This is a genomic window from Streptomyces laculatispora, from assembly GCF_017353455.1.
GTDB lineage: Bacteria > Actinomycetota > Actinomycetes > Streptomycetales > Streptomycetaceae > Streptomyces > Streptomyces laculatispora.
This window is the reverse complement of sequence record NZ_JAFMPZ010000092.1, coordinates 1-23271: the sequence shown is the minus strand read 5'-3', so window position 1 is coordinate 23271 and position 23271 is coordinate 1. Positions and strand designations below refer to the sequence as shown.

The window sequence follows — 23271 nt, the reverse complement described above, 5'->3', positions numbered from 1 at the left end:
CGCGGCCAGGCCGTCACCACCGCACTGCTGCCCGCCGTCGGCTTTCCGGTGCTCGCGCTCGCCGCCGTGCTGCACGGCCAACCGGTGGCGCGCGGCGCGGCCTTCCTCGCCGTCATGGGGGCGGGCGTGTACGCCCGGCGGTGGGGGCCGCGCGGACACGCACTCGGTGTGTTCGCGTTCATGGCCTTCTTCACCTCGCAGTTCCTCCACACGCTGCCCGGACAATTGCCCGAGCTGTACTCGGCGGTCGCCCTCTCACTGCTCTCCTCCTCGGCCGTCCGCTTCGGGCTCTGGTGCTACGAACGCCGGCTGACCCCGGCCGCCGTGCCCGCTCCGGTCAGCGGCACCGGTCTGGCGAGGATCACCACCCGCCAGGCGATCCAGGCGGCCGCCGGCGGAACCGTCGCACTCATGGCGGGGCAGCTCCTCTCCGACCAGCGCTGGTACTGGGCCGTGGGGGCGACCTGGTGGGTCTTCGTGAACACCGCCTCGCGCGGCGAAACCCTGGTACGCGGCTTCCGCCGGGTCCTGGGGACGCTGATCGGCATCCCCGTCGGCCTGTGCGTCGTCGTGCCGCTGCACGGGGCTCCGGTACCCACCGCCCTCCTGGTGGCGGTCGGGGTGTTCGGGATCTTCTACACCGCCGCGGTCTCGTACACCTGGATGATGTTCTCCGTGACGGTGATGGCCGGGGCGCTCTACGGGGCGCTCGGAGTGCTCGACCCTGCCCTGCTCGCCCTGCGGCTCGGTGAGACGGCCGTCGGTGCGCTCGGCGCGGTGCTCGCGGTGCTGCTCGTGCTGCCGGTCACCACGCATGCCACCACCGACGCCTGGATCCAGCGGGCCCTGCGCTGCGTGCATGCCTGCACCGAGGAGGCCGCCGCCCGCCTCTCCGGTTCGGCGACGGCCGACCCGGCGCCGCGGGTCGCCGAGCTGGAGGCCCTCCTGGGGCGCGTCCGGCTGTCGCTCGCCCCGCTGGTGCACCCGCTGAGTCCGTTGCGCGCCCGCAGGGCGAGGGCCGCACATGTGCTCGCCCTGCTGGACGAGTGCGCCCGGGAAGTACGCGGACTGGCCTCCGTGGCGGCCGACCCGGAAGCCTCCCACGACGCCCGGCTCGCCGCCGCCTGCTGGCGCGTCGAGAGCGCGGTGGAAGCGCTGACCGCCCCCGAGCGGCCGGCCCGCACCCCGCTCGCCGTCGGTCTTCCGGCGCACGCTGCCGCGGCGGAACCCGCCCTCGCCCACCTGCACGGCCTGGAACGCGCGCTCGCCGAACTGGCCACGCCCCTGCACAGCCCGCCACGGTCACCGCTCGCCGCAGCCTGACCCCGCACCCTTTGGTCCAGACCACCTGGGCGCACTGCTACCGTCGCCGCGGAAGATCGCGGCGGTCGCCACTGTCGTGATCAGTCGGCGGAGAAAGGCAGTGCGGTGGACAGCAGAAACGGTGCCGGACGGGCATTCATCGGGTCGTTCACCTCGGCGGGCGGGCGGGGAGTCACCGCCGCCGCCGTGGACCAGGAGACCGGGGCGCTCACCGTCCTCGGCGCGACGGATGCCGTTCCGGATCCCTCGTACCTGGTGCTGGGCCGGGGCAGGGGCCCCGGCGGCTCGGTCCTGTACGCGGTCAGCGAGACCGAGCAGGGGGCGGCCGCGGCTTTTGACATCACCCACGACGTACCGCGGCCGATCGGCGCCGCCCAGCCGGTGGACGGCGACAGCCCCACGCACCTGGCACTCGCGGGCGGCCGGCTGGTCACCGCCAACTACGGTTCCGGCAGCGTCACCGTGCTGCCCGTACTCGAGGACGGCTCACTCGGCGCCGCTGCCGGCGTGCTCCGGCACGAGGGGAGCGGGCCGGACACCGGCCGCCAGGAGGGCCCGCACGCCCACCAGGTCCTCCCCGACCCCTCGGGGAACTGGGTGCTCAGCGTCGACCTCGGAACAGATTCGGTACGGATCTGCGCGCTCGACCCGCACACCGGGGTGCTGCGCCTGCACGGTGAGACCGCGCTGCGGCCCGGCACCGGACCGCGCCATCTCGCGTTCCACCCCGAGGGCGCTCACGCCTATGTGCTGAACGAGCTGGAACCCACGGTCACGGTGTGCCGCTGGGACGCCGCCGCTGGGGTCCTCGAACCGCTCGGCGAGACGTCCGTACTGCCCGGCGAGGCGACCGGGGGCAGCACCGGGGCGAGCTACCCGTCCGAGGTCGTCGTCGCGCACGACGGCCGTTTCCTGTGGGTGGCCAACCGGGGGCACGACAGCATCTCCGTGCTCGGTCTCGACGCCGCGGGCGAGAAGGTTTCCCTGGTCACCACGGTGAGCTGCGGCGGACACTGGCCGCGCGACCTCGCCCTCGACCCCACCGGACGACGGCTGTACGCGGCCAATGAGCGGTCCGGGAACGTCGCCTGGTTCACCGTGGACCCGGAGACCGGGATCCCGGGACAGGAAGGCTCCCTGGAGGCTCCTGCGGCCTCCTGCGTGATCTTCGCCTGAGGTCCGTGACGCGCGGGTGGCGGACCGACCGGGTCACCACCCGCGTCCGCGTCACAGGGGCGGGGCCCGGGTCGCCCCCGGCCCCGCCCCTGTGACGCGGAACGCACCCTGCCGCCGGGCCACCCGGCGGAACGGATCAGTGAACCTGTGCCCCCTGCGCCACCGGGGGAGCGATGCCGAGCGCCGTGGTGTACATCGACATCACCAGCTTGCCGATCGCCGGGTAGGCGCCGAGCGGCTCGGCCGCCGCGCAGCCGGCCTCCTTGACGGCGGAGTCCAGCAGCCCCTCGGCCACCTCGGGACCCACCAGGTACGGTGCGACCGCCAGCTGGAGCGAGCCGGCGTCCTTCAGCTGCGCGGAGACCGACGCGACCGAACCCTCGACATCGAGTGCGGCGGCCATCACGGGCACCGCGAGCCGCGCGGCCAGCAGCATGCCGGTGATCCCGGCGGCCTGCACGGCCTCCTCGCCGCCCACCGTGGCCAGCACGATGCCGTCGGCGGCCGTGGCCACCGTGAACAGCCGCGCACGGTCCGCGCGGGCGAGACCGGCCTCGGAGAGGCGCACGTGCAGCGCCTCGGCGAGGAGCGGGTGCGGGCCTAGCACATCGGTCAGCTCGGCCGGTGCCTGGCTGTCCGTGATCGCTTGGCGTATCCGCTGCACAAGGGTGCTGTCCGGTCCCGCGAGCAGCGGCACCACGACGGCGGCCGGACCCTCGGGCGGAGCGACCTCACGGCCGGCGGCCGTCGCCTGCTCGAAGCGCGCGATGCGCTCGGCGGCGGAGTGCGCGAGCGCGGAGGCGAGAGTGGGGTACTCGGCATCGTCACCGTCGAGGTAACCGATCAGGGCGTTCAGGCCGGGCAGCTCGGAGCGGGCAATGCTGATCACCTCTTCGGCCAGACTGCGGCTGGCCGAAGAGGGGGTACCGGGAAGGGCGAGAACGAGCGCGGCAGCGCCCTCAGGTGCGACCACGGGCTCCGGGCGGCGGTGCCGTCCGGACTGGCGAGGTCGCGGCATTCGTACAGGCAGGCCGGAAGCGGGCCCAGTGGGGGTGCTCATGGCGCCGCATGCTACTGGTTTTGGGTACCCCACTGCGCGGGGAGGGTCCGGTCGAGCGTTGTCTGTCCGCATTTATCCGATGGGCGGCTTACCGGTCAACTGCCCTGCTCTGTCACCCCTCCGTCGCGCCGTTGATCCGGCCCGGACAACGGAATGCTGAGCAGCCTCGGATGGTGCGGCAGGAGCAGACCACCGGTGGCCAGCGCCTGGGCGATGCGCAGGGAGCCGATCAGGGGATCACCCGAACCGGGGACCGCCCGTGCCTGCGGCAGCTGCCGGGCCAGCTCCTCGCGCAGCGGTACGAGCAACGGGTCGCCCATCCGGAACAAGCCACCCGTCAGCGCCACTTCGCATGCCTCGTCGTCCGCCCCGGCCTTCGGGCACACGGCGGCGGCCGCCTCCGCGATGTGTCCGGCGGCGTCGCGGAGAATGCCTTCGGCGACGGGGTCGTGCGCCGCGCAGGCGGCCACCTCGGGAGCGAACGAGGCCAGGACCGCGGGCCGGTCGGTACGCGGGTAGAGCAGGCCGGGCAGTTCCGGCGCCGGGCCGAACACCGCCTCCAGCCGGGCCAGCAGCGCCGGTGACCCGCCGCGCCGCCCGTCGTGGGCGCGCATCGCCGCATCGAGACCGGCCCGGCCGATCCAGGCACCGCCACCGCTGTCGCCCAGCAGATGACCCCAGCCGTCGGCCCGCCGCCACTGCGTCAGATCCGTGCCGAGGGCGATCAATCCGGTGCCGCCCGCGACGACCGCGCCGGGCCGCTGCCCGACCGCTCCGGCGTACGCGGTCACGGCGTCAGCGGCGAGCGCCAGCCGTCGCACACCGAGCGCGTCCGCCAGGGCGACGGGCAGCTCGGCCCGCAGCTGGTCGCCGAGGGTGGCCATACCGGCCGCTCCGATCGCCGCGGCGGCGATCCGGCTTCCGCCGCCGTGCCGCGCGAGCAGCTCCCGGACGGTGGGCAGCAGCTGTTCCAGCAGATGGGCGGCGTCGATACCGGCGGGCCCGGTCCGCACGGGCCCCGCACAGGCCGCCGTGGCCAGGGGGACGTCCGAGCCCGCGGTGCCCAGAGCCACCCGCAGCCCGGAACCACCCGAGTCCACCCCGAGGACGTACTCCCCGGCGTCACCCCGTTGTCCGGGGCCGCCGGCCGCGGCCGTCACGGCAGCCGCCGGTCGACCGGCTCGGCGCCCCGGCGCTCCAGCGGCTCATTGGTCCGGCTGACCGGCCGTGAACCGAAGAACCCGCGGTCCGCCGACGTGGGGGAGGGGTGCGAGGGCTCGATCGCAGGGAAATCCCCCAGCGACGGACGCAGATTGCGGGTGTCGCGGAGCAGCAGCACGCCCTGCTCGGCCCACGGCGTCAGATCACCGTTGGAGGGACGCGGAAGCCCCAGGTCCGGGTGGAGCTCCCGGAAGATGTTCTCCAGGCTGCCGGGCGCCGGGCGGGCGCCGGGCGCCACGGAGAAGCTCAGCCCCACCGCGTGTGCGGGAGTTCCGAGATGTGGGCATTCGGGACGAGAGGTCGGCCTGGCGTGATGACGGTGAGCGAGTGGCTTGATCACTGGACGCAACGTGCCCCCCTCGTTCCTGCTGAGTGGCTGCGAGCTCTGCTCGAATGGCTTGATGATCTCGATGACGAAGGGTAGCGCCTTGGGGGTGGACGCCCTGCAAGGGGGCTTCTCCGGTACGTGGTTGAGTAAGCTGACTGGTCATGGCACCACGACCCTTGAACGAGCTTGTCGAACCGGGATGGGCGAAGGCTCTCGAACCCGTAGCCGAACGTGTCGGCGCTATGGGCAACTTCCTCCGCGCCGAGATCGCGGCCGGCCGAACGTACCTGCCGGCCGGCCCGAACGTGCTCCGCGCGTTCCAGCAGCCCTTCGATGATGTCCGAGTCCTGATCGTCGGACAGGATCCATACCCCACCCCGGGAATGCCCATCGGACTCAGCTTCGCCGTGGCCCCCGAGGTGCGAAACGTTCCGGGCAGTCTGGAGAACATATTCCTGGAGATGTGTCGCGACGTCGGTACGCCAAGGCCCTCCAACGGTGATCTGACACCCTGGACGCAGCAAGGTGTTCTCCTCTTGAACAGAGTTCTCACGACGGCGCCCCGCCAGCCAGGGGCGCACCGGGGCAAAGGCTGGGAGGCGGTGACGGAGCAGGCGATTCACGCCCTCGCGGCGCGGGACAAGCCGCTCGTGTCGATCCTCTGGGGCAACGACGCCCGCAGCCTGCGCTCACACCTCGGCCGGTACCCGGTCGTCGAGTCGGCGCATCCCTCGCCTCGATCGGCGGACCGTGGGTTCTTCGGCTCACGGCCTTTCAGCAGGGCGAACGATCTGCTCACGCAACAGGGGGCCCAGCCGGTCGACTGGCAGCTTCCGTAACGCCTGTTCATTGAGGTAGAAGACGGCGAGCACAGACGCAGACGCCTCTCAACGCATCCAAGACGGAGACATGTCGAGCGTTGCGGGTTGGGGCATTGGCTCCGGCCTCCCTGCGTGGATGCGTATGTTGATTCTCACGTCGGTCCCTTCCGTTTTCGGCGCCCCCGGCGGGCTCGTGCGCTGTGAGGTCGGCACCCGTGCCGTCGGTATCAGGCTTGGAGGTCGACGACGACCTTCACGTCGTCGTTGCGCTTGTGCAGGGCGTCGGCGTAGCCGCTCATCGGTACCCGGCGGGTGATGAGACGGTCCAGCCAGCGCGGGTCGGCCTTGGCGAGAGCGGCGGCGGCCTGTTCGTAGTGGCGGCGGCCGGCGTTGACGGAGCCGAAGACGACGCCGTTCTCCAGCACCAGCTCCCGGGCGGTCGTGTCCAGGTCCACGGCGACTTTCCGGCTGCCGGAGGATATTCCGGTCAGGCAGATGACGGCGCCGGCCCCGACTGCTTCCGTCAGTGCGTAGACGAGTGAACCGGCGCCGGTGCATTCGATGACGACGTCGGGTTGCAGGCCGGTGTCCCGGACGTCGCCGGTGTGGAATGTTCCACCGAGGTCGGTGACGAGCTGTGGTTTGGGTCCGCTGTCGTTGAGGTCGAGTACGTGTACTTCCAGGCCGCGTTGGACACCGAGCATGGCGGCGAACAGGCCGATGGGCCCAGCGCCGGTGATGAGAGCGACCTTGGGCTTCCAGGAGGACCGGGTCAGGATCCGTTCGGTCTGTTCCCATGCTTTGGCGAGTACGGAGACGGGCTCGAGCAGGACCCCTCGTTCGGCGAGAGCTGGGTCGAGTCTGACCGCGTACTGCGGTTCACTGCGCCACCGCTGGGACCCGAAGCCGTTCAGCTCTTTGATGCCGCGTTCGGTGTAGAGGCCGTTGCGGCAGAAGTCCCACTCGCCGACTGAACATGGCCCGCAGGGTACGGGGTCAGGGCGTCGCACGATTCCGGCGACCAGGTCCCCTGGTGCGAACCCGCTGTCATCAGGTGCTTCCAGCACCTTTCCCAGGGATTCGTGCCCGACGAGCAGACGCTCCTGACCGGCTGGCGCCGCACCGTAGCCCTTGTCGACGATGTCGATGTCGGTACCGCAGATGCCGAGGAGCCGGCCCTCGACGAGCAACGAGCCCAGCTCCGGGTCTGGTTCGTCGACGTCACGGATTTCAACCTGGTTGGGCTTGCCCGGTACGACAGTGATGGCCTTCATATCCACGTCCTCCTTGCCTTCGTGGCATCCCCGTAGGTGGTGCCACCACTCAGCCGTGGGGGTCGATGCCCCAAACGCGCACGGTGCTTCTGCCCTACCTGCAAATCGAGTGGCCGCGGGCACCCGTGCACATCTCGTCGCGGGGACAAACCTCCGATGACCCGCGGGTTCCGCCCGTGCACGAACGTGGACCCGCCACGGCCTCGGTACACTGCACGACCTGCCCGTCGTGGTCGATCCGGTGCTGAGTACCCGAGGGTGGTGCTGTCATTTCGGCCTCCCAGGTCCCGGCCCGGCCCATGCTTACCGACCTGGTGAGGCGGCTGACTCACAGGCTGCGCTACCGGCCCCGACCTGCACCTTCACGCTAGTGCCATTCCCCTCTGCTGTCGCGATCAGCCGGCCCTTCCACCGGCCGGGCATCGCCGCCCGGGCTCGCCGAGGCGCCGCGGCACCTCCATCCTGAGGAGGAAGCCGTTGCCGCGCGTGGCAACGGAATGGAGGGACGTGAAAATGGGTCCGCTTGCGGTGCTGTTCGACATCGATGAAACGTTGGTCCACACCGGCGGTTCGGGGGCTCGCAGCTGGGCGTGGGCGTTCGAGCAACTGCACGGTGTGGCGGCCGATATCGGTCAGCACACCTCGGCCGGTGAGACCGATCCGCAGGTCGGCCGGAAGACATTCCGCGGGGTGCTCGGCAGGGACGCCAGCGCTGACGAGATGAACCGGTTGTTCGCCGCCTACCTCTCGCACCTGGCGGACGACGTCTGGCGGTCCGATGGTTACCGGGTCCTGGACGGTGCCGAGGAGGTGCTGCGCCGGATCGTGGACGCCGGGGTCATCCTGGGGCTGACGTCGGGGGCCATGGAGGGCGCGGCCAGGACGAAGTTGGAACCGGGCAAGCTCGGCCGCTACTTCCTGTTCGGCGCCTATGGCTCGGATTCCCCGGACAGGGGCGAGGTGACCAGGACGGCCGTCGCAAAGGCTGCCCGGTTGCATGGACGGGCTCTCGGCCGGGACGAGGTGTACGTAGTGGGCGACACGCCACTGGACATAGAGGCGGCGCATGCGGCGAACGCGACGGCGATCGGGGTCGCAAGCGGCCACTACGGTGCGAAAGAGCTGCGTGCCGCGAAGGCCGACCACGTGCTCCATTCCCTGGCGGACCCGTTCCCGGGCCTGTGACCGGGGGTTGCGGCCGCTGTCATGGAGTGGTGTCCCGCTCCGGGCTCTCCGGGTGGGAACCGGCGGCATTCGACCGCAGCAATGTCTCGATCGTCGTGAGCCGCTCCTCCAGTCGGTCGATGTCACCACGGCTCGCCTGTGTCTTGGACGGTTTGAGCACGATGATCAGATGGCCATCCGGTTCCAGGCTCCCGAGGGCGACATCGTCGACCGTCTCGCCATTCTGCAGCCGCACAGCGTGTTCGAGCTCCGACGGGCGCAGTGCCAGGCGCTTGGACGCGCTCTTGGAGATCGAGCCGTCCTTGATGACGGTCGTCGAGGTGCCCTCCGCGATGAGAGCCACGCGCGAGTCAGCCGCCAGCCAGCGGTTCAGCAGGGCATTCAAGGCGACCAGCGTGACGGCGCCGATCACACCGCCCAGCAGGCTGTCATCACTTCCGATGATGGCGTTCTGCACGACATTGGCGAGGAGGAAGATCACGACGAAGTCGAACGTGTTCAGATTGGCCAGGCCGCGTTTGCCGCTGAAGCGGAAGAGAGCCACGATGATCACGTAGACGAGGACGGTGCGCAGCACCTTTTCCGCGATCGGGACTTGAATCACAAACATGTCATGCCACACGGAGACTCCTCGGCGACGCGGATACTGCGACCGCAACGGGTGACCCATCGTGCCTTGTCCGGGCGGCGATCCGTTGTCTCCACGGCACCTGTCGATGTGGCGGATGTGGCGGATGCGTATGGACGTCGTCGAGGCGACGACACACAGGGGGCCGACCGGCCGGACAGCGCATGACCACGAGGACCGGCGGGGGCGGCCCGCGGGGAACCGCTCGCCTTCGCATATGCGCCGTGCGCAGGATCGGCCGGCAGCCGATGACATCGCGACGGGTGGGCCTCCCTGTAGCCCATCGGAATGACCCGGGGCCGAACGAGGCGCGGCTCCGCCCTCCGGGAGTGCCGGTCCGGCCTAGCGTGAGGGGCTCACTCCCGCGCGACCCGATGGAGCACCCTGTGACCACGCCTGCCCTTACCGACCTGACCGGAACGTATGTGCTCGACCCCGCGCACACCCGGATCGGCTTCGTAGCCCGGCACGCCATGATCACCAAGGTGCGTGGATCGTTCCACGAGTTCGAGGGCACACTTCACCTCGACGGGTCCGACCCGGCCAAGTCGAGAGCGTCGGTCTCCATCCAGGCCGACAGCATCGACACCGGTAACGGCGACCGCGATGGCCACCTGCGTACGAACGACTTCCTGGACGCCCCCAATCACCCCAAGATCACCTTCACCTCCACCAAGGCCGAGCAGGTGGACGACACGCACTTCCGGCTGACCGGAGACCTGGAGATCAAGGGCACCAGCAAGCCGATCAGTATCGACTTCGAATTCACCGGCGCTGCCCAGGACCCTTTCGGTAACCAGCGGGTGGGCTTCGAGGGCGCCATCACCGTCAGCCGCAAGGAGTACGGCCTGACATGGAACGCCGCTCTTGAAGGCGGCGGTGTCCTGGTAGGGGACAAGGTGGTACTGGAGTTCGATGTTTCCGCGATCAAGCAGGTCTGACGGTACGGACTACGGCGAGGCTTCGGGGGTGTCCCGGCCTGCTTGGCCGCAGAGGGGGTAGACCCTGGGCGTCGGCATGCTGGAGCCCCGTCGGTTGCTGATCCTTCCTCATCGACCACGCCGGGCCGCGATCGTCGCAGTGGCCACAGCCATCTGGGCGAGCCACCCCATCGCCGTCCCGAGGCCCTGCTGATAGTCGCCTCGCGGGCCCGGGGTGGAGCCTGCTGCCCGGTGGCTCTTCGTCGGAGCGGCCGTCGCCGCGCCACTGACGCCGGCCGCCAGGTGCGCCGGCCCGCTCATCGAACGGCTCAGCGACATCAAGGGTGACTTCCACCTCAATTCCTTCGAGCAGAGCAGCATCGTCAGCGTGCTGCTCATCGGAGCCATGGGGGCGGGGCGGGCGGCGGACCTGCTGGGCCGTAGAAAAAAGCTGGCGATCGAGGGGCTGGTATTCACCGGCGGGACCGCGATTCTCGTGTTCGCGCCCCGCTACGCGACGCTCCTGATCGGCCGCATCGTCCTCGGCCTGGCGGTCGGTGCGGCCTCTGCGACCGTTCCCATCCATCTCTCGGAGGTCTCCCCGACGGAGCTGCGCGGGCGGTTCCTCACACTCAATCAGCTCATGATCACGATCGGGATCCTGATCTCGTACCTCGTCAACCTCGCTTTTGCCAGTAGTGGTCAATGGCGTGCGATGTTCGCCGTGGGTGCGATCCCGGCAGGGGCGAGCTGTGGCCGACCCTCCAGCAGACGTGCGCGGCAACGGCGGCGTGGCTGATCGCGAGGCCCCCCGCGCATCACCACGAGCCGCTCTTCGCGCCGGTGGCGGCCGTCGTCGCACTCAACGCCTCACGGGGCGAGCGAGGTGCCAACGCCGTGCGGGCGGTGGCCATCGACATCATGGTGTTCGCCGGGGTCGCCACGGACAAGGCCGCCGAAGCGGAACGGGCCGGTGGGCAGCAGGCACACGGGCTGGACGAGCACGTTTCGGCCCCCGTACAGACCGTACTGTCGCGGCTTTCACGGTTCCGGAGACGGCACCCGCAGCGGTCGTGGTTGCCTCCCGCCGGCGGAGTGGGTGCTGCCGGCATGCGCGACGGGCGGTTGACCGCGCACCGTGGTTCGCTGACGGAAGAAGGAGGTGTCGGCGTGTGAGCGGCTGGTTGTCGCCGGAGAAGGTGGCTGAGGTGACGCGGACGCTGGATCTCACAGGGGGTCTTCGTCAAAAGCGTGCTCGGCGGAGTGCCGGACCGGGGCCGTCATCTGGGCCCGTTCGGATTCCTGGCGATCGGCATCGTCTCCGGTCCGGGAGGCGGGGCCAGCCGCGACCGGCAGCCGAGGTTCTCCCGGCACAGGGGAACATGACCCATCAGAACCAAGCCCCATCCGTTGGGAGTTGGCAGGGCAATGGTGATCAACGAATCCATGGGCATGAAGGCCCACGCGGACGACGTCCTGGCCGGACTGGCGGGTATCCGTTCCGAGCTGGAGGACTTCTGCAAGGACCTGCACGCCCATCCAGAGCTGGGCCACCGGGAACACCGGACCGCGGCCCGCGTGGCACAGTGCCTGACGGGCTGGGGCTACCAGGTGCACAAGGGCGTCGGCGGCACCGGAGTGGTCGGCGTGCTGGCCAACGGCGAGGGGCCGGTCGTCCTCCTGCGGGCTGACATGGATGCTCTGCCGGTCCGAGAGGAAACCGGTCTACCGTATGCCAGCGCGGTTACCGCGGCAGGCGCGTCCGGTCGGGAAGTGCCCGTGGCACACGCCTGCGGCCACGATATGCACGTCACCTGCCTGCTGGGCGCGGCGCGGCTGATGTCGGGCTCCCCGGGAGCGTGGCAGGGCACACTCGTCACGTTGTTCCAGCCCGCGGAAGAATCGGGGGACGGCGCCGACCGCATGGTCGCCGACGGTCTCGCTGACCGCATCCCCCGCCCGGACCTCGCATTCGCCCAGCACGTACTGCCCTATCCCGCCGGGCTCCTGGGTACCCGCTCCGGATCTTTTCTCTCGGCGGCGGACAACTTGAAGATCACCGTCTACGGGAGGGGTGCCCACGGCTCCGCGCCCCAGGCCGCGATCGATCCTGTAGTCATGGCTTCGATGATCGTGGTCCGCCTCCAGACGATCACCTCCCGTGAGCTGGCTGCCACTCAGCCCGCAGTCCTGACTGTGGGTTCCCTTCACGCGGGTACGACCGGCAACGTGATCCCGGATTCGGCCGAGATTCAGCTCAACGTGCGCACCTACGACGAGGCCACCCGTAAAGACGTCCTGGCGGCTGTGCGGCGCATCGTCAAAGCCGAGTGCGACGCGTCCCGCGCGACCCGGGACCCGGACTACGAAGAGGGCGGCCGCTTCCCGCCGACCGTCAACGACGAGGCCATCACCGGCGCAGTCTCCGAAGCGTTCACCGCGTACTTCGGGGAGCGTGCCCATACCAGTGAACTGCAGAGCGCCAGCGAGGACTTCAGCCGGATCCCGGACGCCTTCGGTATCCCGTACACCTACTGGGGCATCGGCTGCATCGACCCCGAGACCTACCGGGCGGCCGAGCAGCGCGGCACCCTCGCCCAGGACATTCCGGTCAACCACAGCGCCCGCTTCGCACCGGTCCTCCAGCCCACCCTGGACACCGGCGTGCAGGCCCTGGTTGTCGCCTCCCTGACCCGGCTCGCCAGCCCCGACGGCGAAAGCTCCTGAAGCGGCGCACCCGGCGACGCCTCAGACGCCCGATCTCCAGGTATGGGCGATGCTCCCGCCCTCACCTCAGGCGGTGGATCCACCGCAGCCCTGGTTGGACTGGCAGTCCGCCGTGACCGGGGGCATCGTCTATACAGGGAGACACCTAGCGAGTTTGGAGGGGGAGATGGCTGAGGGGCTTCGGCGGGACGCGGTCCTTGCGGTCAACCTCACCGGAACGTTCGACGTCACGCGACTGTCCATTCCGTTTCTGAGACAGTCCGGCTCCGGGGTCATCATCAACATGTCTTCGGTGGGCGGACGCTTCGGCTATCCGAACCGGAGTCCCTACGCCACCACCAAACGCGGACTCCTCGGGCTCACCGAGACACTGGCCCTGGAACTCGGAGGGGCCGGTATCCGGGGCGACGCGATCGCCTCCGGCGCGGTCGACGTCGAGCGCATCCAGACGGGTACTGCGAAACAGGGCAGAGACCACCGGACGCAGTGCTGGAAGAGGCCACCGCCGACGCCCTGAGTATCCAGGCGCTGAAGCACTTCGTCGACCCCACGGACATCGCCGGGCTCGCTCTGTTCCTGGCATCGGACAGCGCCCGGTCGATCACCGGCCAGACCATTCCGATTGACGGCGGCTCCAAGTCCGCGCAATGACCCCACAGCCAGAGACGCGGGCCTCGCCGCAGAGATCAGGGAGTGGTATGACGGACCAACCGACAAGCCGGCACACCGAGCCGAGGGTCGCGGTAGTCACATGGAGCCGGCACGCACCCGGGGAGGACGCGCGGTCACCAGAGTTCCCGGTCCGCCGGTCCGCCGGTCCGCCGGTTTCCAGGACAGCCCAGGACACTGCGTCGGCCGCATGAACTTCGCGGCGACGCGCTGCGGGGAGCTTGCCTGCCGGCAGGGGCTCGGAGGAGCGCACTGGGCGCACTGCCCGCGATACGGAAGACGTCGGTCGACCCCGAACCCGTTCCCGCCTGCAGGGCCACCGGACTACCGCACTGCGGCACCCACCCCGGACCACTTCATCCCGCTGCTGTACCTCGCGGCACGGAAGGAGAGGCTGAAACTCGTTCGCTCCCTCAGGGCGCTGGTTACCAGCGTTCCGCAGCTGGGTGCTGATGCTTCCATGACGCGAGGCGTGGGGCCATCATGCCTTCCAGGCCGAATACGGTGGGGAGCGGTCAGGTATCTGCTTTGCGCTCGCGGGTCTCCGGTGGTTCGGGGGCGTTGAGGCTGAAGCGGATGCCGATCATCCGGATCAAGAAACAGGTCAATGCGGCTCCCAGCGCGGCCGGTAGGCCATAGACACCCCATTCGATGGTGGCGACGGTCACCGAGGCGCCCACCAGGGCGGGGATGGCGTACAGGCCGCTGCGCAGCACCGACGGGACCTGACCGACGAGCGTGTCGCGGATCGTCCCTCCGCCCACCGCGGTGATCACCCCCAGCAGGACCGCGGGCGCTACGCCCAACCCGGACTGCAATGCCTTGCTTGCGCCGATCACTGCGAAAGCGCTCAATCCGAGCGCGTCGAGCACGGTGATCGCCGTCCCGATCCGGCGCAGGTGCTTGCTGAGAGCGAAGGCGATCAGCCCCCCGGCGGCGGCGAGCGTGTAAAAGCGCCAGTCCACGAGGGTGGCAGGGGGCAGCGAGTCGATGAGGACGTCGCGGATGACGCCGCCACCCAGCGCGGTGATCATGCCGAGAACGACCACACCGACCACATCCAGCCGTGCGGCCCGCACCGCCGTCAGCGCCCCGTTCAGTCCGAAGGCGAACGTGCCGGTCAGGTCCAGGGCGAGCAACGGCGCAGGTTCGGAACTCATACCAACCTGCATACCCCCACGAGACGCTCCGGCTTCGCAGATGCGCCGGGCTCACCCGCACAGGGCGCGATCGTTGCACCGGGCCGGCGCTCTGTCGGGCAGACCACGGCGTTACGGTCGGGCCGTCGGCGCCTCTTGTCGGTGCCGGGGGCGCTCGCCGATCCCGGTCGGTTGGCAGGTGGTACACGGGGCAAGAGCGGGAGGAGCACTGTTGTTCGACTGATCGGAACGGAGAACGCCCATGCGTGAAGCCACGCAGACGGAGGTACGCCGCGCCTTCGACAGCGGGATGCCGGGTCTACGGCCCCCGCGGTCCGTGATCGTCATCGGGGCCGGCCTCGCCGGCCTGGCCGTGGCCTACGAACTCGCCGCGCGCGACTGCGAGGTGACCGTCCTCGAAGCGGACACCCGGCCCGGCGGGCGCGCCTACACGTTACGGGCCCCGTTCGCCGACGGGTTGCACGCGGAGGCGGGTGCGATGACGCTGACGCCGCACTGTCACTACGCGATGCACTACCTGCGCGAACTCGGAGTGGAGACGGAGACCGCCGATCTCCTCGACACCACGTTCTCCTACTTCGCCCGGGGCCGGTTCTTCACCCCCGACCCGGAGGCGGTGGCGTCAGCGGGACTGGAACTCCACCCGCACGAGGAGAAGCTCGGCGTCGCGGGCATGATCGAGCGGTACGTGACCGCAGTCAGCGGCAGCCTCCAGCCGGACCTCAGCGCCCCCGACTGGGAGGCCACGGAGCTGCTCGCCCCCTACGACCGGCGATCGGTCCACCAGGTCCTCACGGACCGTGGCGCCTCCCAGGCGGCCATTAATCTCATGGAGCCCATGTTCCTGGAGATGCGCGGAGGCGACCTGAAGACGGCGTCCGCGCTTTCCTGGCTGCGCCACGAGGCGAGCCCGCACTCGCTCAGCAACGCCGACCCCCGCTGGGCGAAGGTGAAGGGTGGCACCGACCGGTTCCCGCAGGCGTTCGCGGAACGGCTCAAGAGCCGGATCCGCTACCGCCGTCCCGTGGTCCGCGTCGAACAGGACGAGGAGCGGGCCCGGGTCACCTACCTCGACCACGGCAGCCTGCAGACCATGGAAGCTGAACGGGTCATCGTCACCGTCCCGTTCAGCGCGATCCGGCACATCGACTTCACCGATGCGGGTCTCTCCGACGCGAAGCACGACGCGATGCGCCGGGTGAAGTACTCGTCCGTCGTCCGGGTGTACCTCCAGATGCGCCGCCAGTTCTGGCCGCAGCGGAACGCGAGCTTCTCCACCGACCTGGCCATACGCTGGATACGCGACGCGACGCCCCAGCTGCCGGGACCCAGGAAGATCATGGAGTGCCTGATGACGGGGTGGCGTGCCAGGGCGGTCTCCGTCATGACGGAGGAGGAGCGCCAGAACTTCGTGCTCACCGAACTCGACCGGATGCTCCCCGGCGCCCGCGACCACTTCGAGACCGGCGCGTCCGTCTGCTGGGACGAACGGCCTTACGCGGAAGGGGCGTACATCCTTCCTGAGCGCGGACACAGCGCCCTGCTGCCGGTGATCCGCAGGCCGGAGGGGCGCGTCCACTTCGCCGGGGACCATGCCGGGTTCGAGCCCAACGGCGGCTCGATGACCTTCGCTCTGGAGTCCGCGGCCCGCACCGTCCTGGAGCTCGGCCAGACCGGTACCCCCTGAGGACGGTCCGGCGGGGCCCGGCCGGGTTCAGCGCAGGAGCGAGCGCAGCACGTCGGCCCCGCCGGTGGTCATGACCGACTCCGGGCGGAACTGCACGCCCCGGACGGCCGCGCCGTGCATCGCGACCAGCTCCCGCCCGTCCGGGCCGAGGCACAGGGCGGGCGGATCGTGGCGTCGCGCAGGCGCTGCGCCGGCCGGGCCGGACGTGAGCGCATAGGTGTTGCGGAAGGCCGCCGTGACCAGTCGGCCGAAGACCTCGACGTCCCTGCCGAGTCCGGTGCCGGTCCTGGCCGTGACCCGCGCGTCCGGCAGGGCGGCGAGCGCGAGCAACTGGAAGCCGAGCCCCACCCCGGCCACCGGGGCGCCCCCAGGCGACCGCCCCCGCACGAGGGACGCGCTGATCTGTCGGAGCGCCGCCATCCGGGGGCTGCCGGGGTCGTCGGGCCGGCCCGGTCCGGAGGCCAGCAGCACGGGCCCCCGGTGCCGCGACAGGGTGTCGCCCGCGTCGGGATCCTCGTACCGGAGCACCTCTGCCGGGCCGTGCACCGAGGTCACCATATGGACCAGGGCGGTCAGGTCCTCCCCGCCCGGGTCGAGCACGAGCACCTGGTCGCCGCGCACCGTCGGCGCGCTCATGCCCTTCGTCCAGAACGACGAGAGCGCCGCGTGCCGCCGGACCAGGACGTCATGAACGGGCCCGTGGGCGTCCGTACCGTCGCCGCCCGGCCCGCCGGCGCCGGGGACGGTGCCGGCAGGCCCGCGGCGCGGGGGAGAGGCCACCGGGGGCGGCTGCGTCGTCAGAGCCGTCAGTAGGGCGGCTGCCTTGGTCCGCGTCTCGGCCGCCTCCGACTCCGGCGACGACCGGCTGCCGACGGTCGCCCCCACCGACAGCCGTGCACGGCCCAGGTGATCGATGTCCAGGGTGCGTATCACCGCCGAGGAGTCCAGCTCCTCGTCGCCCCGGTCGTCGCGGCCCATCAGCGCGAGGAGCCCGCCGTAGTAGCCCCGGCCGGTCGTCTCGTAACGGTGGATGGCCCGGCACGCCTCGGCAAACGGGCTTCCCACCGCCGTGGAGGCGAACAGCGCCCGTGAGAGGGTCTCGCGGGCACTCGCCACCGAGGGGCCGCTGATCCGGCACTGCGTGTGCAGCAGATGGGCCATCCTCCGCAGGAACGGCCCCTCCACCCGTACACCCGGGCCGGCCAGCGCGCACAGTACCGTCAGCTCCGCGTCCACCGTGGTCGCCAGCTCCTCGGACTCCTTGCGGTCGGCGAGGAAGGCGAGCAGTTCCCCGGTGCGCGGCCCGTGGGGCGGATAGCGGTACGTACCGCACAGGGGGTTCATCACCACCCGGCGGTCCTCGATGGCCACGTGGCCCTGCGGGGTCGCCCCCACCAGCGTGGTGGGCCGCTCGCCCCCGGTGTGCACGAGGAACGTCCAGTACGCTCCCGACTCGGTGGTCAGTAACCGTCGGAACAGCTCCACCGCGACCGCCGGGCGGAAGCCGGGCAGCCGGGCGGTGTAGTCGCGCCGGAGCAGCACGTTCAGCCCCCCGCGGGCCGCGTCCGAGGCGGCGAACTCACGTACCAGCCCCTCGTAGTGGGCGTCGTCCGTGGTGAAACCCGCGTCCTGCCACCGCACCGGCGCGCCGAGGCGGCGCGTGAGCGCCCCCTCCGGCAGTACGTGGTGCTCGGAGATCCGCAGGACGCGCAGTGGGGTGTGGTCGTCGTGGCATCGCAGGCCATGCTCGGCCACCTGCCGGAAGGGCAGCAGGGCCAGGGTGCCGGGGCCCCGCGAGGCGTCGGCCGGTCCGGCCTCGTCCAGCGAGCGGACGGTCTCCATCTCCCCGAACAACACCTCCACCGGGCCCGGTCCGTGCCCGTCGGCGCGCTGTCTGCGCAGCAGGGCGAAGGGCGGCGGGGCCGTCCCGTACAGACGCTCCAGTACGCGAACGCCGCTCATGCCGGTGACGTCGAAGTGCGTTGGTCCCATGTCCGGTCCCCTTCTCGGCCCGCCGGACGCCGGCCGATCGGTCTGATTCAACTGGTGCCCCAGCGGACAGGAGTTATGACCTGACGGGCTTCAAGTCGTCCATCAGCAGGGCCACTTGCCGCGGCTGTTCTGATTGCGCAGGCCGGCCGCCAGGTCTGCCCGCGCGCCACCGAGTCACTCGACCGAGTCCCAGTGAGGTGTCATGCGTATCGCGATCATCGGAGCCGGCCCCGGCGGCCTCTACACGGCCGCACTCGTCAAGCGGCTCCGGCCCGCATGCGAGATCGACGTCTGGGAGGCCAACGCCCCCGACGAGACCTTCGGTTTCGGCGTGGTCTTCTCCGAGGGGGCGCTCGGCGGTATCGAGGCGGCCGACCCCCGGCTGTTCGCCCGCCTCGCCGCCGCATGCGAGCAGTGGTCCAGGATCGACGTCCACCACCGCGGCCGGATCGTGCGCAACGGGGGCTACCGCTTCTCGGCGATCGGCCGGCGCGTCCTGCTGAGCATGCTGCGCACGCGCTGCACGGAACTGGGCGTGACCATCCGCTACGGCACGCGCGCCCCCGAAGCGGCCCTGCTGGCCGGGACGTACGACCTGGTGGTGGCGGCCGACGGCGTCAACTCCTCGACGCGCGAGGCCCACCGCGAGGAGTTCGGTACCGAAGGGGGCGAGCGCGGATCGCGGTACCTGTGGCTCGGCACCGACCGGACCTTCACCGCCCTGACCTTCGCCGTCGCCGACACGGAGTTCGGCACGATGCACGCACACGCCTACCCCTACGCCCCCGGGCTCAGTACGTTCATCGCCGAGGTCGACGACCACGTCTGGGAGGCCGCCGGGTTCACCGGGCGGGGAGCCGGCACGCCGGGCGGCAGCCGGGCCGACGCCGACCGTATCGCCGGATTCTTCGTCGACGTACTGGAGGGCCACCGGCTGCGGACGAACAAGTCGCGGTGGGGGCGCTTCGCCGTCGTCCGCAACCGGCGCTGGAGCCACGGCACCGTCGCCCTCCTCGGGGACAGCGCGCACACCACGCACTTCTCCATCGGATCGGGGACCAGGCTGGCCATGGAGGACGGCCTGGCCCTCGCCCTGGCGGTGGACGAACACGGGGCGGTGCCCGAGGCACTCATCGCCTACGAGGCGGAGCGCAGGCCGGACACGGAGTCCATGCAGCGCACCGCACGGATCAGCCAGGAGTGGTTCGGGGAACTGGACCGGTACACGGACCTCGGCCTGGAGGCGTTCAACGCCCACCTGATCACCCGCAGCGGGCGGCTCACCCAGGACGACCTGCCGTCATGGTCCCCGGACCGCGTCGAGCTGATCCGCGACCGCTTCGCCCGCGCCGACAGCCGGCTGCGCGGCACCGCCGCCCGCTGACCCGGCGCTCACCGCGACGGACCCCTCGGCCGAAGTGGCCGAAGGGCCCGTCGCCCTCTTCCCCGGCACCGGGTCACGAGGGGGCGGAGCGCCGTTCGGCCACCGACCTGCCGCCCACGAACCAGTGCGTCGGCGACGCCTCCTCCACGATCACCCGCACGGCGTCCACCGGGGTGCCGAGGGTCTCGTGCACCGCGGCGGTGAGCGCCCGGCCCAGGGACGCCACCTCCTGCGGCGACCGTCCGTCCAGCAGAGTGACGTGGATGAGAGGCATGCCGAACTCCTTTCGATGGGTGCGTGCTGCGGATGAGACGTGCTTCAGGACGACGCGTTCTGCCGGTCGCGCAGGTCCGCGGCGAGACTGCGGCCCGTGTGCGAGTGCGTCGTCCGGGCCAGTTCGGCGGGCGTGCCCTCGAACACCACACGCCCACCTTGGGCGCCGGCCTCCGGACCGAGATCGACGACCCAGTCGGCGTGCTTGACCACGTCGAGGTCGTGCTCGATCACGATCACGGTGTTGTCGCTGTCCACGAGCCGGTCGAAGAGCTCCAGCAGCCGGCCGATGTCGCTCATGTGCAGGCCGGTGGTCGGCTCGTCGAAGACGTAGACGCTGCCTGTCTCCTTGAGGCGGTGCGCCAGCTTGAGGCGTTGCCGCTCGCCGCCGGAGAGCGTGGACAGCGGCTGGCCCAGGGTCAGGTAGCCGAGCCCGACCTCGGTGAGGAGGGCCAGCCTGCGCAGGGCGGGCGCGTCGTCGAAGAAGCCCGCCGCCTCCTCGGCCGTCATGTCCAGGACGTCGACGACGGTCTTGCCGTCCACGGTGTGGCGCAGGGCCTCGTCGTTGAACCGCCGGCCGTCGCAGCGCTCGCACATGGTGGTGACGGGGTCCATGAAGGCCAGGTCCGTCTCGATGACGCCCTTGCCCTTGCACTCCGGGCAGGCGCCTTCCGAGTTGAAGCTGAACAGGCCCGGCTTCTCGCCGGAGGCGCGGGCGAACCGCCGCCGCAGGATGTCCATGATGTCGGTGTACGTGGCCGGGTTGGAGCGCAGGGAGATGCCGACCGACGACTGGTCGATCACGATGGCCCCGGGGTACTGCGCGGTGAACACCTTGGAGATGAGGGTGCTCTTGCCGGAACCGGCCACACCGGTCACCGCGGTCAGCACCCCGGTGGGGATGTCGACCGTGACATCGCGCAGATTGTGCAGGTCGGCGTCGCGAACAGTCAGGGCGCCGGTGGGGGAGCGGTACCGCTTCCTGAGCCCGGGAATGCTCCTCAGCTGCTTGCCGGTTACGGTGCGGGACCTGCGCAGACCGGCCGGGGTGCCCTCGAACGTCACCTCGCCGCCGTCGCGGCCGGCCCCGGGGCCCATGTCGATGACGTGGTCGGCGATCGCGATGACGTCCCGGTCGTGCTCCACGACCAGGACGGTGTTCCCCTTGTCGCGCAGCGCGAGCAGGATCTCGTTCATGCGCCGCACGTCGCGCGGGTGGAGGCCGACGCTGGGCTCGTCGAAGATGTACGTGAGACCGGTCAGGCTGCTGCTCAGGTGCCGCACCATCTTGAGCCGTTGGGCCTCGCCGCCGGACAGGGACGTGGTCTGCCGCCCGAGGGACAGATAGCCGAGCCCGACGGACGTGATGCGCTCCAGCGCGGCCCGGGCGCCGTCCACCACCGGCTTGACGGCCGGCGTGTCCACACGGGCGAGCCGCTCGGTCAGCTCGGTGATCTCCAGCGCGGCGAAGTCCGCGATGTTGTCCCCGTCGATGCGCGAGGCGAGGGCCGCCTTGTTGAGCCGGCCGCCGTGGCAGACGGCGCAGGGGCCCCGGGTCACCACCCGTTCGATCGCCTCGCGTTCCCTGCCCTTCGCGTGGTCCAGTCCGGGTTTGACGTACCGGCGGGTGAAGCGCTTGACGATCCCCTCGTACTCGTTCTTGTACACACCGTTGCGGCCGGCCCGGTCGACGGTGAACCCCTGGCCGTACAGCAGCAGTTCGCGGTCCTTCGCGGAGAAGTCGCGTAACGGCAGGTCCGGGTCGAAGAGCCCGGACTCGCCGTAGAGCTGCCACTGGAAGGTGCCGACCGCGAACGACGGGAAGCCGATGGCCCCCTCGTTGAGGCTCTTGCTCTCGTCGAGCAGCCGGTCGAGTTCCAGCCGCGCCGTCGTGCCGAGCCCCTGGCACGCCTCGCACATACCGCGCGGGTCGTTGTAGGAGTACAGGTGGGAGGGGCCCGCACCGGGGCTGCCCGCGCGGGAGAAGAGCACCCGCAGCATGGGCAGGATCTCGGTCATCGTGCCGACCGTCGAGCGGGCGTTGCCGCCGACCTGCCGCTGGTCGATGACGATCGCCGTGGAGAGGTTCTTCATCACCTCGGCGTCCGGCCGCTCGTACTTGGGCATCCGGTTGCGGACGAAGGCCGGCAGGGTTTCGTTGAGCTGCCGCTGGGACTCGATCGCGATGGTGTCGAACACCACCGAGGACTTCCCCGATCCGGAGACCCCGGTGAAGACGGTCAGCTTCCTCTTCGGAATGCGCAGGTCGATGCCCTTGAGATTGTTCTGCCTGGCCTCGCCCAGAACGATGAAGTCTTCGGGGTCGGTCTTCCGGTGAGCCGCCATGTCAGCCCCTTCCATAGCTGGACGGGTGGTTTCCCTGTGGAAATCATTTCATGTGCTCCCCTCCTACCCGGCGACCGCGTAGGCCTGCGCGCCGCGTGGGCTGGCCGCTCCGAGCACCAGGCCGTCGCCCGTCAGACCGGTGGCGCACACCTTGCTCAGCGAGTAGTCGGGCGCCAGCTCCACCTCGTGGCCCCGCCGCCGCCGCAGCAGCTCCAGCTCCGCAGCCGGCCAGCCGCTCTCCAGCACCACGGTTCCGGGGCGGAACCGGCGCGGGGCGAACGACGTGGGTACGTGGTCGGTGTGGAAGGTCCGCGCCTCGACAGCCGCCTGCGGGCCCATGCCGTGGTCCACGTGGTTGAGGAAGAAGCCCAGGGTCCACTGGTCCTGCTGGTCGCCGCCGGGTGTGCCGAACGCCAGGTACGGCTGCCCGTCCCGCAGGACCATGGTCGGGCTGAGCGTGGTCCGCGGGCGCTTCCCCGGCGCCAGTGTGTTGCTGTGACCCGGCATCAGCGTCGCCATCTGGCCGCGGGTACCGAGGGGGAAGCCCAGCCCCGGTATCACCGGAGAGCTCTTGAGCCAGCCGCCGCTGGGCGTCGCCACCACCATGTTGCCCGCGGCGTCGGTGGCGGTGACGCAGCAGGTGTCGCCGGTGGCGGCGGTCAGCTTCATGATGGCCGGAATGCCCTGCTCCAGCTCACCCAGCCAGGCCGGGTCCGCCGGTGCGGCACTCTCGTCGTGCAGCGGCGGGAGCAGGGGCTCGCGCCGGTCGGGCCGGCCGGGCCGCAGCTCGACGGAGGCCTCGGACCCGATGAGCGCGCGCCGTTCGGCGGCGTACGCGGGGTCCAGCAGGGTTCGCAGCGGCACGTCCGCGTGGGCCGGGTCGCCGTACCACGCCTCACGGTCGGCGAACGCGAGCTTGGCGGCCTCGACCACCGTGTGCACGTACGCGGCGCTGCCCGGCCCCATCCCGGCCAGGTCGAAGCCCTCCAGCAGTGCCAGTTGCTGGAGGAAGACCGGGCCCTGCGACCACGGGCCCGCCTTGTGCACCCTATGGCCCCGGTACTCCAGGCTCAGCGACTGCTCCAGCCCCGGCCGCC

20 protein-coding genes and 2 pseudogenes are annotated in these 23271 nt (G+C 70.6%); 12 read left to right on the top strand and 10 right to left on the bottom strand.

Translation table 11 applies throughout. The features are described 5' to 3' along the window. On the top strand, positions 1 to 1323 hold a 1323-nt coding region (locus J1C73_RS05200), incomplete at its 5' end, for an FUSC family protein (protein WP_207315291.1). A gap of 105 nt (positions 1324 to 1428) precedes the next feature. Further along, entirely contained in the window at positions 1429 to 2499 is a 1071-nt protein-coding gene (locus J1C73_RS05195; RefSeq protein ID WP_207315290.1) for a lactonase family protein, read from the top strand. 136 nt (positions 2500 to 2635) lie between these two features. On the opposite strand, the gene J1C73_RS05190 is transcribed toward J1C73_RS05195, so the two are convergent. The 3 genes and pseudogenes from J1C73_RS05190 to J1C73_RS05180 form a co-directional block, all read right to left on the bottom strand. Then, complete coding sequence (locus J1C73_RS05190) at positions 2636 to 3559, bottom strand: sirohydrochlorin chelatase (protein WP_207315289.1); 924 nt, start codon at positions 3557 to 3559, stop codon at positions 2636 to 2638. A gap of 95 nt (positions 3560 to 3654) precedes the next feature. Continuing rightward, positions 3655 to 4719: an N-acetylglucosamine kinase gene (locus J1C73_RS05185; RefSeq protein WP_307797607.1), complete on the bottom strand. Its 1065-nt coding sequence runs from the start codon at positions 4717 to 4719 to the stop codon at positions 3655 to 3657. Next, positions 4716 to 5051: pseudogene (locus J1C73_RS05180) on the bottom strand (uracil-DNA glycosylase family protein); the annotation flags it as partial. The pseudogene J1C73_RS05180 and the gene J1C73_RS05185, both read right to left, overlap by 4 nt. Before the next feature lie 218 nt (positions 5052 to 5269). On the opposite strand from J1C73_RS05180, the gene J1C73_RS05175 reads away from it, so the two are divergent. Then, complete coding sequence (locus J1C73_RS05175) at positions 5270 to 5947, top strand: uracil-DNA glycosylase (protein ID WP_123467614.1); 678 nt, start codon at positions 5270 to 5272, stop codon at positions 5945 to 5947. A 209-nt stretch (positions 5948 to 6156) separates the two neighbouring features. On the opposite strand, the gene J1C73_RS05170 is transcribed toward J1C73_RS05175, so the two are convergent. Beyond that, entirely contained in the window at positions 6157 to 7203 is a 1047-nt protein-coding gene (locus J1C73_RS05170; protein WP_207315288.1) for a glucose 1-dehydrogenase, read from the bottom strand. Positions 7204 to 7716: 513 nt separating this feature from the next. On the opposite strand from J1C73_RS05170, the gene J1C73_RS05165 reads away from it, so the two are divergent. Next, a complete protein-coding gene (locus J1C73_RS05165; protein WP_207315287.1) occupies positions 7717 to 8388 on the top strand; it encodes an HAD family hydrolase in 672 nt (223 codons plus the stop codon). A gap of 19 nt (positions 8389 to 8407) precedes the next feature. On the opposite strand, the gene J1C73_RS05160 is transcribed toward J1C73_RS05165, so the two are convergent. Then, on the bottom strand, positions 8408 to 9010 hold the full coding sequence (locus J1C73_RS05160) for a DUF421 domain-containing protein (protein ID WP_207315286.1): 603 nt from the start codon (positions 9008 to 9010) through the stop codon (positions 8408 to 8410). A 392-nt stretch (positions 9011 to 9402) separates the two neighbouring features. On the opposite strand from J1C73_RS05160, the gene J1C73_RS05155 reads away from it, so the two are divergent. From J1C73_RS05155 to J1C73_RS35400, 6 genes and pseudogenes are all read left to right on the top strand, one after another. Beyond that, the gene (locus tag J1C73_RS05155) at positions 9403 to 9957 is read left to right on the top strand and encodes a YceI family protein (RefSeq protein ID WP_307797606.1); all 555 of its coding nucleotides are present in this window, start codon (positions 9403 to 9405) and stop codon (positions 9955 to 9957) included. Between the two features lie 316 nt (positions 9958 to 10273). Then, positions 10274 to 10678, top strand: a pseudogene (locus J1C73_RS05150) (MFS transporter); the annotation flags it as partial. Positions 10679 to 10842: 164 nt separating this feature from the next. After that, the gene (locus J1C73_RS05145) at positions 10843 to 11112 is read left to right on the top strand and encodes a hypothetical protein (protein WP_207315283.1); all 270 of its coding nucleotides are present in this window, start codon (positions 10843 to 10845) and stop codon (positions 11110 to 11112) included. A gap of 252 nt (positions 11113 to 11364) precedes the next feature. After that, complete coding sequence (locus tag J1C73_RS05140; protein WP_242643749.1) at positions 11365 to 12663, top strand: amidohydrolase; 1299 nt, start codon at positions 11365 to 11367, stop codon at positions 12661 to 12663. Between the two features lie 94 nt (positions 12664 to 12757). Further along, on the top strand, positions 12758 to 13180 hold the full coding sequence (locus tag J1C73_RS35405; protein ID WP_207315282.1) for an SDR family NAD(P)-dependent oxidoreductase: 423 nt from the start codon (positions 12758 to 12760) through the stop codon (positions 13178 to 13180). Further along, the gene (locus J1C73_RS35400) at positions 13150 to 13314 is read left to right on the top strand and encodes an SDR family oxidoreductase (RefSeq protein ID WP_207315281.1); all 165 of its coding nucleotides are present in this window, start codon (positions 13150 to 13152) and stop codon (positions 13312 to 13314) included. Before J1C73_RS35405 ends, J1C73_RS35400 begins: the two co-directional genes overlap by 31 nt. Positions 13315 to 13847: 533 nt before the next feature. On the opposite strand, the gene J1C73_RS05125 is transcribed toward J1C73_RS35400, so the two are convergent. Next, a complete protein-coding gene (locus J1C73_RS05125) occupies positions 13848 to 14492 on the bottom strand; it encodes a trimeric intracellular cation channel family protein (RefSeq protein WP_207315292.1) in 645 nt (214 codons plus the stop codon). A 241-nt stretch (positions 14493 to 14733) separates the two neighbouring features. Here J1C73_RS05125 and J1C73_RS05120 point away from each other — a divergent pair, with 241 nt between their 5' ends. Beyond that, on the top strand, positions 14734 to 16179 hold the full coding sequence (locus tag J1C73_RS05120; protein WP_207315280.1) for a flavin monoamine oxidase family protein: 1446 nt from the start codon (positions 14734 to 14736) through the stop codon (positions 16177 to 16179). Between the two features lie 27 nt (positions 16180 to 16206). Here the strand turns inward: J1C73_RS05120 and J1C73_RS05115 are convergent, their stop codons facing one another. Continuing rightward, positions 16207 to 18171, bottom strand: coding sequence for a chorismate-binding protein (locus tag J1C73_RS05115; protein WP_207315279.1), 1965 nt, complete (start codon positions 18169 to 18171; stop codon positions 16207 to 16209). A 202-nt stretch (positions 18172 to 18373) separates the two neighbouring features. Between J1C73_RS05115 and J1C73_RS05110 the strand changes: the two genes are divergently transcribed. After that, entirely contained in the window at positions 18374 to 19555 is a 1182-nt protein-coding gene (locus tag J1C73_RS05110) for an FAD-dependent monooxygenase (protein WP_207315278.1), read from the top strand. Between the two features lie 73 nt (positions 19556 to 19628). On the opposite strand, the gene J1C73_RS05105 is transcribed toward J1C73_RS05110, so the two are convergent. The 3 genes from J1C73_RS05105 to J1C73_RS05095 all read right to left on the bottom strand — a co-directional run. Next, the gene (locus tag J1C73_RS05105) at positions 19629 to 19829 is read right to left on the bottom strand and encodes a tautomerase family protein (protein ID WP_123467593.1); all 201 of its coding nucleotides are present in this window, start codon (positions 19827 to 19829) and stop codon (positions 19629 to 19631) included. Between the two features lie 44 nt (positions 19830 to 19873). Then, positions 19874 to 22174, bottom strand: coding sequence for an ATP-binding cassette domain-containing protein (locus J1C73_RS05100; protein ID WP_207315277.1), 2301 nt, complete (start codon positions 22172 to 22174; stop codon positions 19874 to 19876). A gap of 63 nt (positions 22175 to 22237) precedes the next feature. After that, the coding region (locus J1C73_RS05095; protein WP_207315276.1) for a gamma-glutamyltransferase at positions 22238 to 23271 on the bottom strand (1034 nt) is incomplete at its 5' end.

Excerpts from the sequence above, each read along its gene's own strand:
- J1C73_RS05190 (WP_207315289.1), bottom strand. The coding sequence starts at position 3,559 with ATGAGCACCCCCACTGGGCCCGCTTCCGGCCTGCCTGTACGAATGCCG.
- J1C73_RS05175 (WP_123467614.1), top strand. The coding sequence starts at position 5,270 with ATGGCACCACGACCCTTGAACGAGCTTGTCGAACCGGGATGGGCGAAG.
- J1C73_RS05170 (WP_207315288.1), bottom strand. The coding sequence starts at position 7,203 with ATGAAGGCCATCACTGTCGTACCGGGCAAGCCCAACCAGGTTGAAATC.
- J1C73_RS05165 (WP_207315287.1), top strand. The coding sequence starts at position 7,717 with ATGGGTCCGCTTGCGGTGCTGTTCGACATCGATGAAACGTTGGTCCAC.
- J1C73_RS05140 (WP_242643749.1), top strand. The coding sequence starts at position 11,365 with ATGGTGATCAACGAATCCATGGGCATGAAGGCCCACGCGGACGACGTC.
- J1C73_RS05125 (WP_207315292.1), bottom strand. The coding sequence starts at position 14,492 with ATGAGTTCCGAACCTGCGCCGTTGCTCGCCCTGGACCTGACCGGCACG.
- J1C73_RS05120 (WP_207315280.1), top strand. The coding sequence starts at position 14,734 with ATGCGTGAAGCCACGCAGACGGAGGTACGCCGCGCCTTCGACAGCGGG.
- J1C73_RS05115 (WP_207315279.1), bottom strand. The coding sequence starts at position 18,171 with ATGGGACCAACGCACTTCGACGTCACCGGCATGAGCGGCGTTCGCGTA.
- J1C73_RS05110 (WP_207315278.1), top strand. The coding sequence starts at position 18,374 with ATGCGTATCGCGATCATCGGAGCCGGCCCCGGCGGCCTCTACACGGCC.
- J1C73_RS05105 (WP_123467593.1), bottom strand. The coding sequence starts at position 19,829 with ATGCCTCTCATCCACGTCACTCTGCTGGACGGACGGTCGCCGCAGGAG.
- J1C73_RS05100 (WP_207315277.1), bottom strand. The coding sequence starts at position 22,174 with ATGGCGGCTCACCGGAAGACCGACCCCGAAGACTTCATCGTTCTGGGC.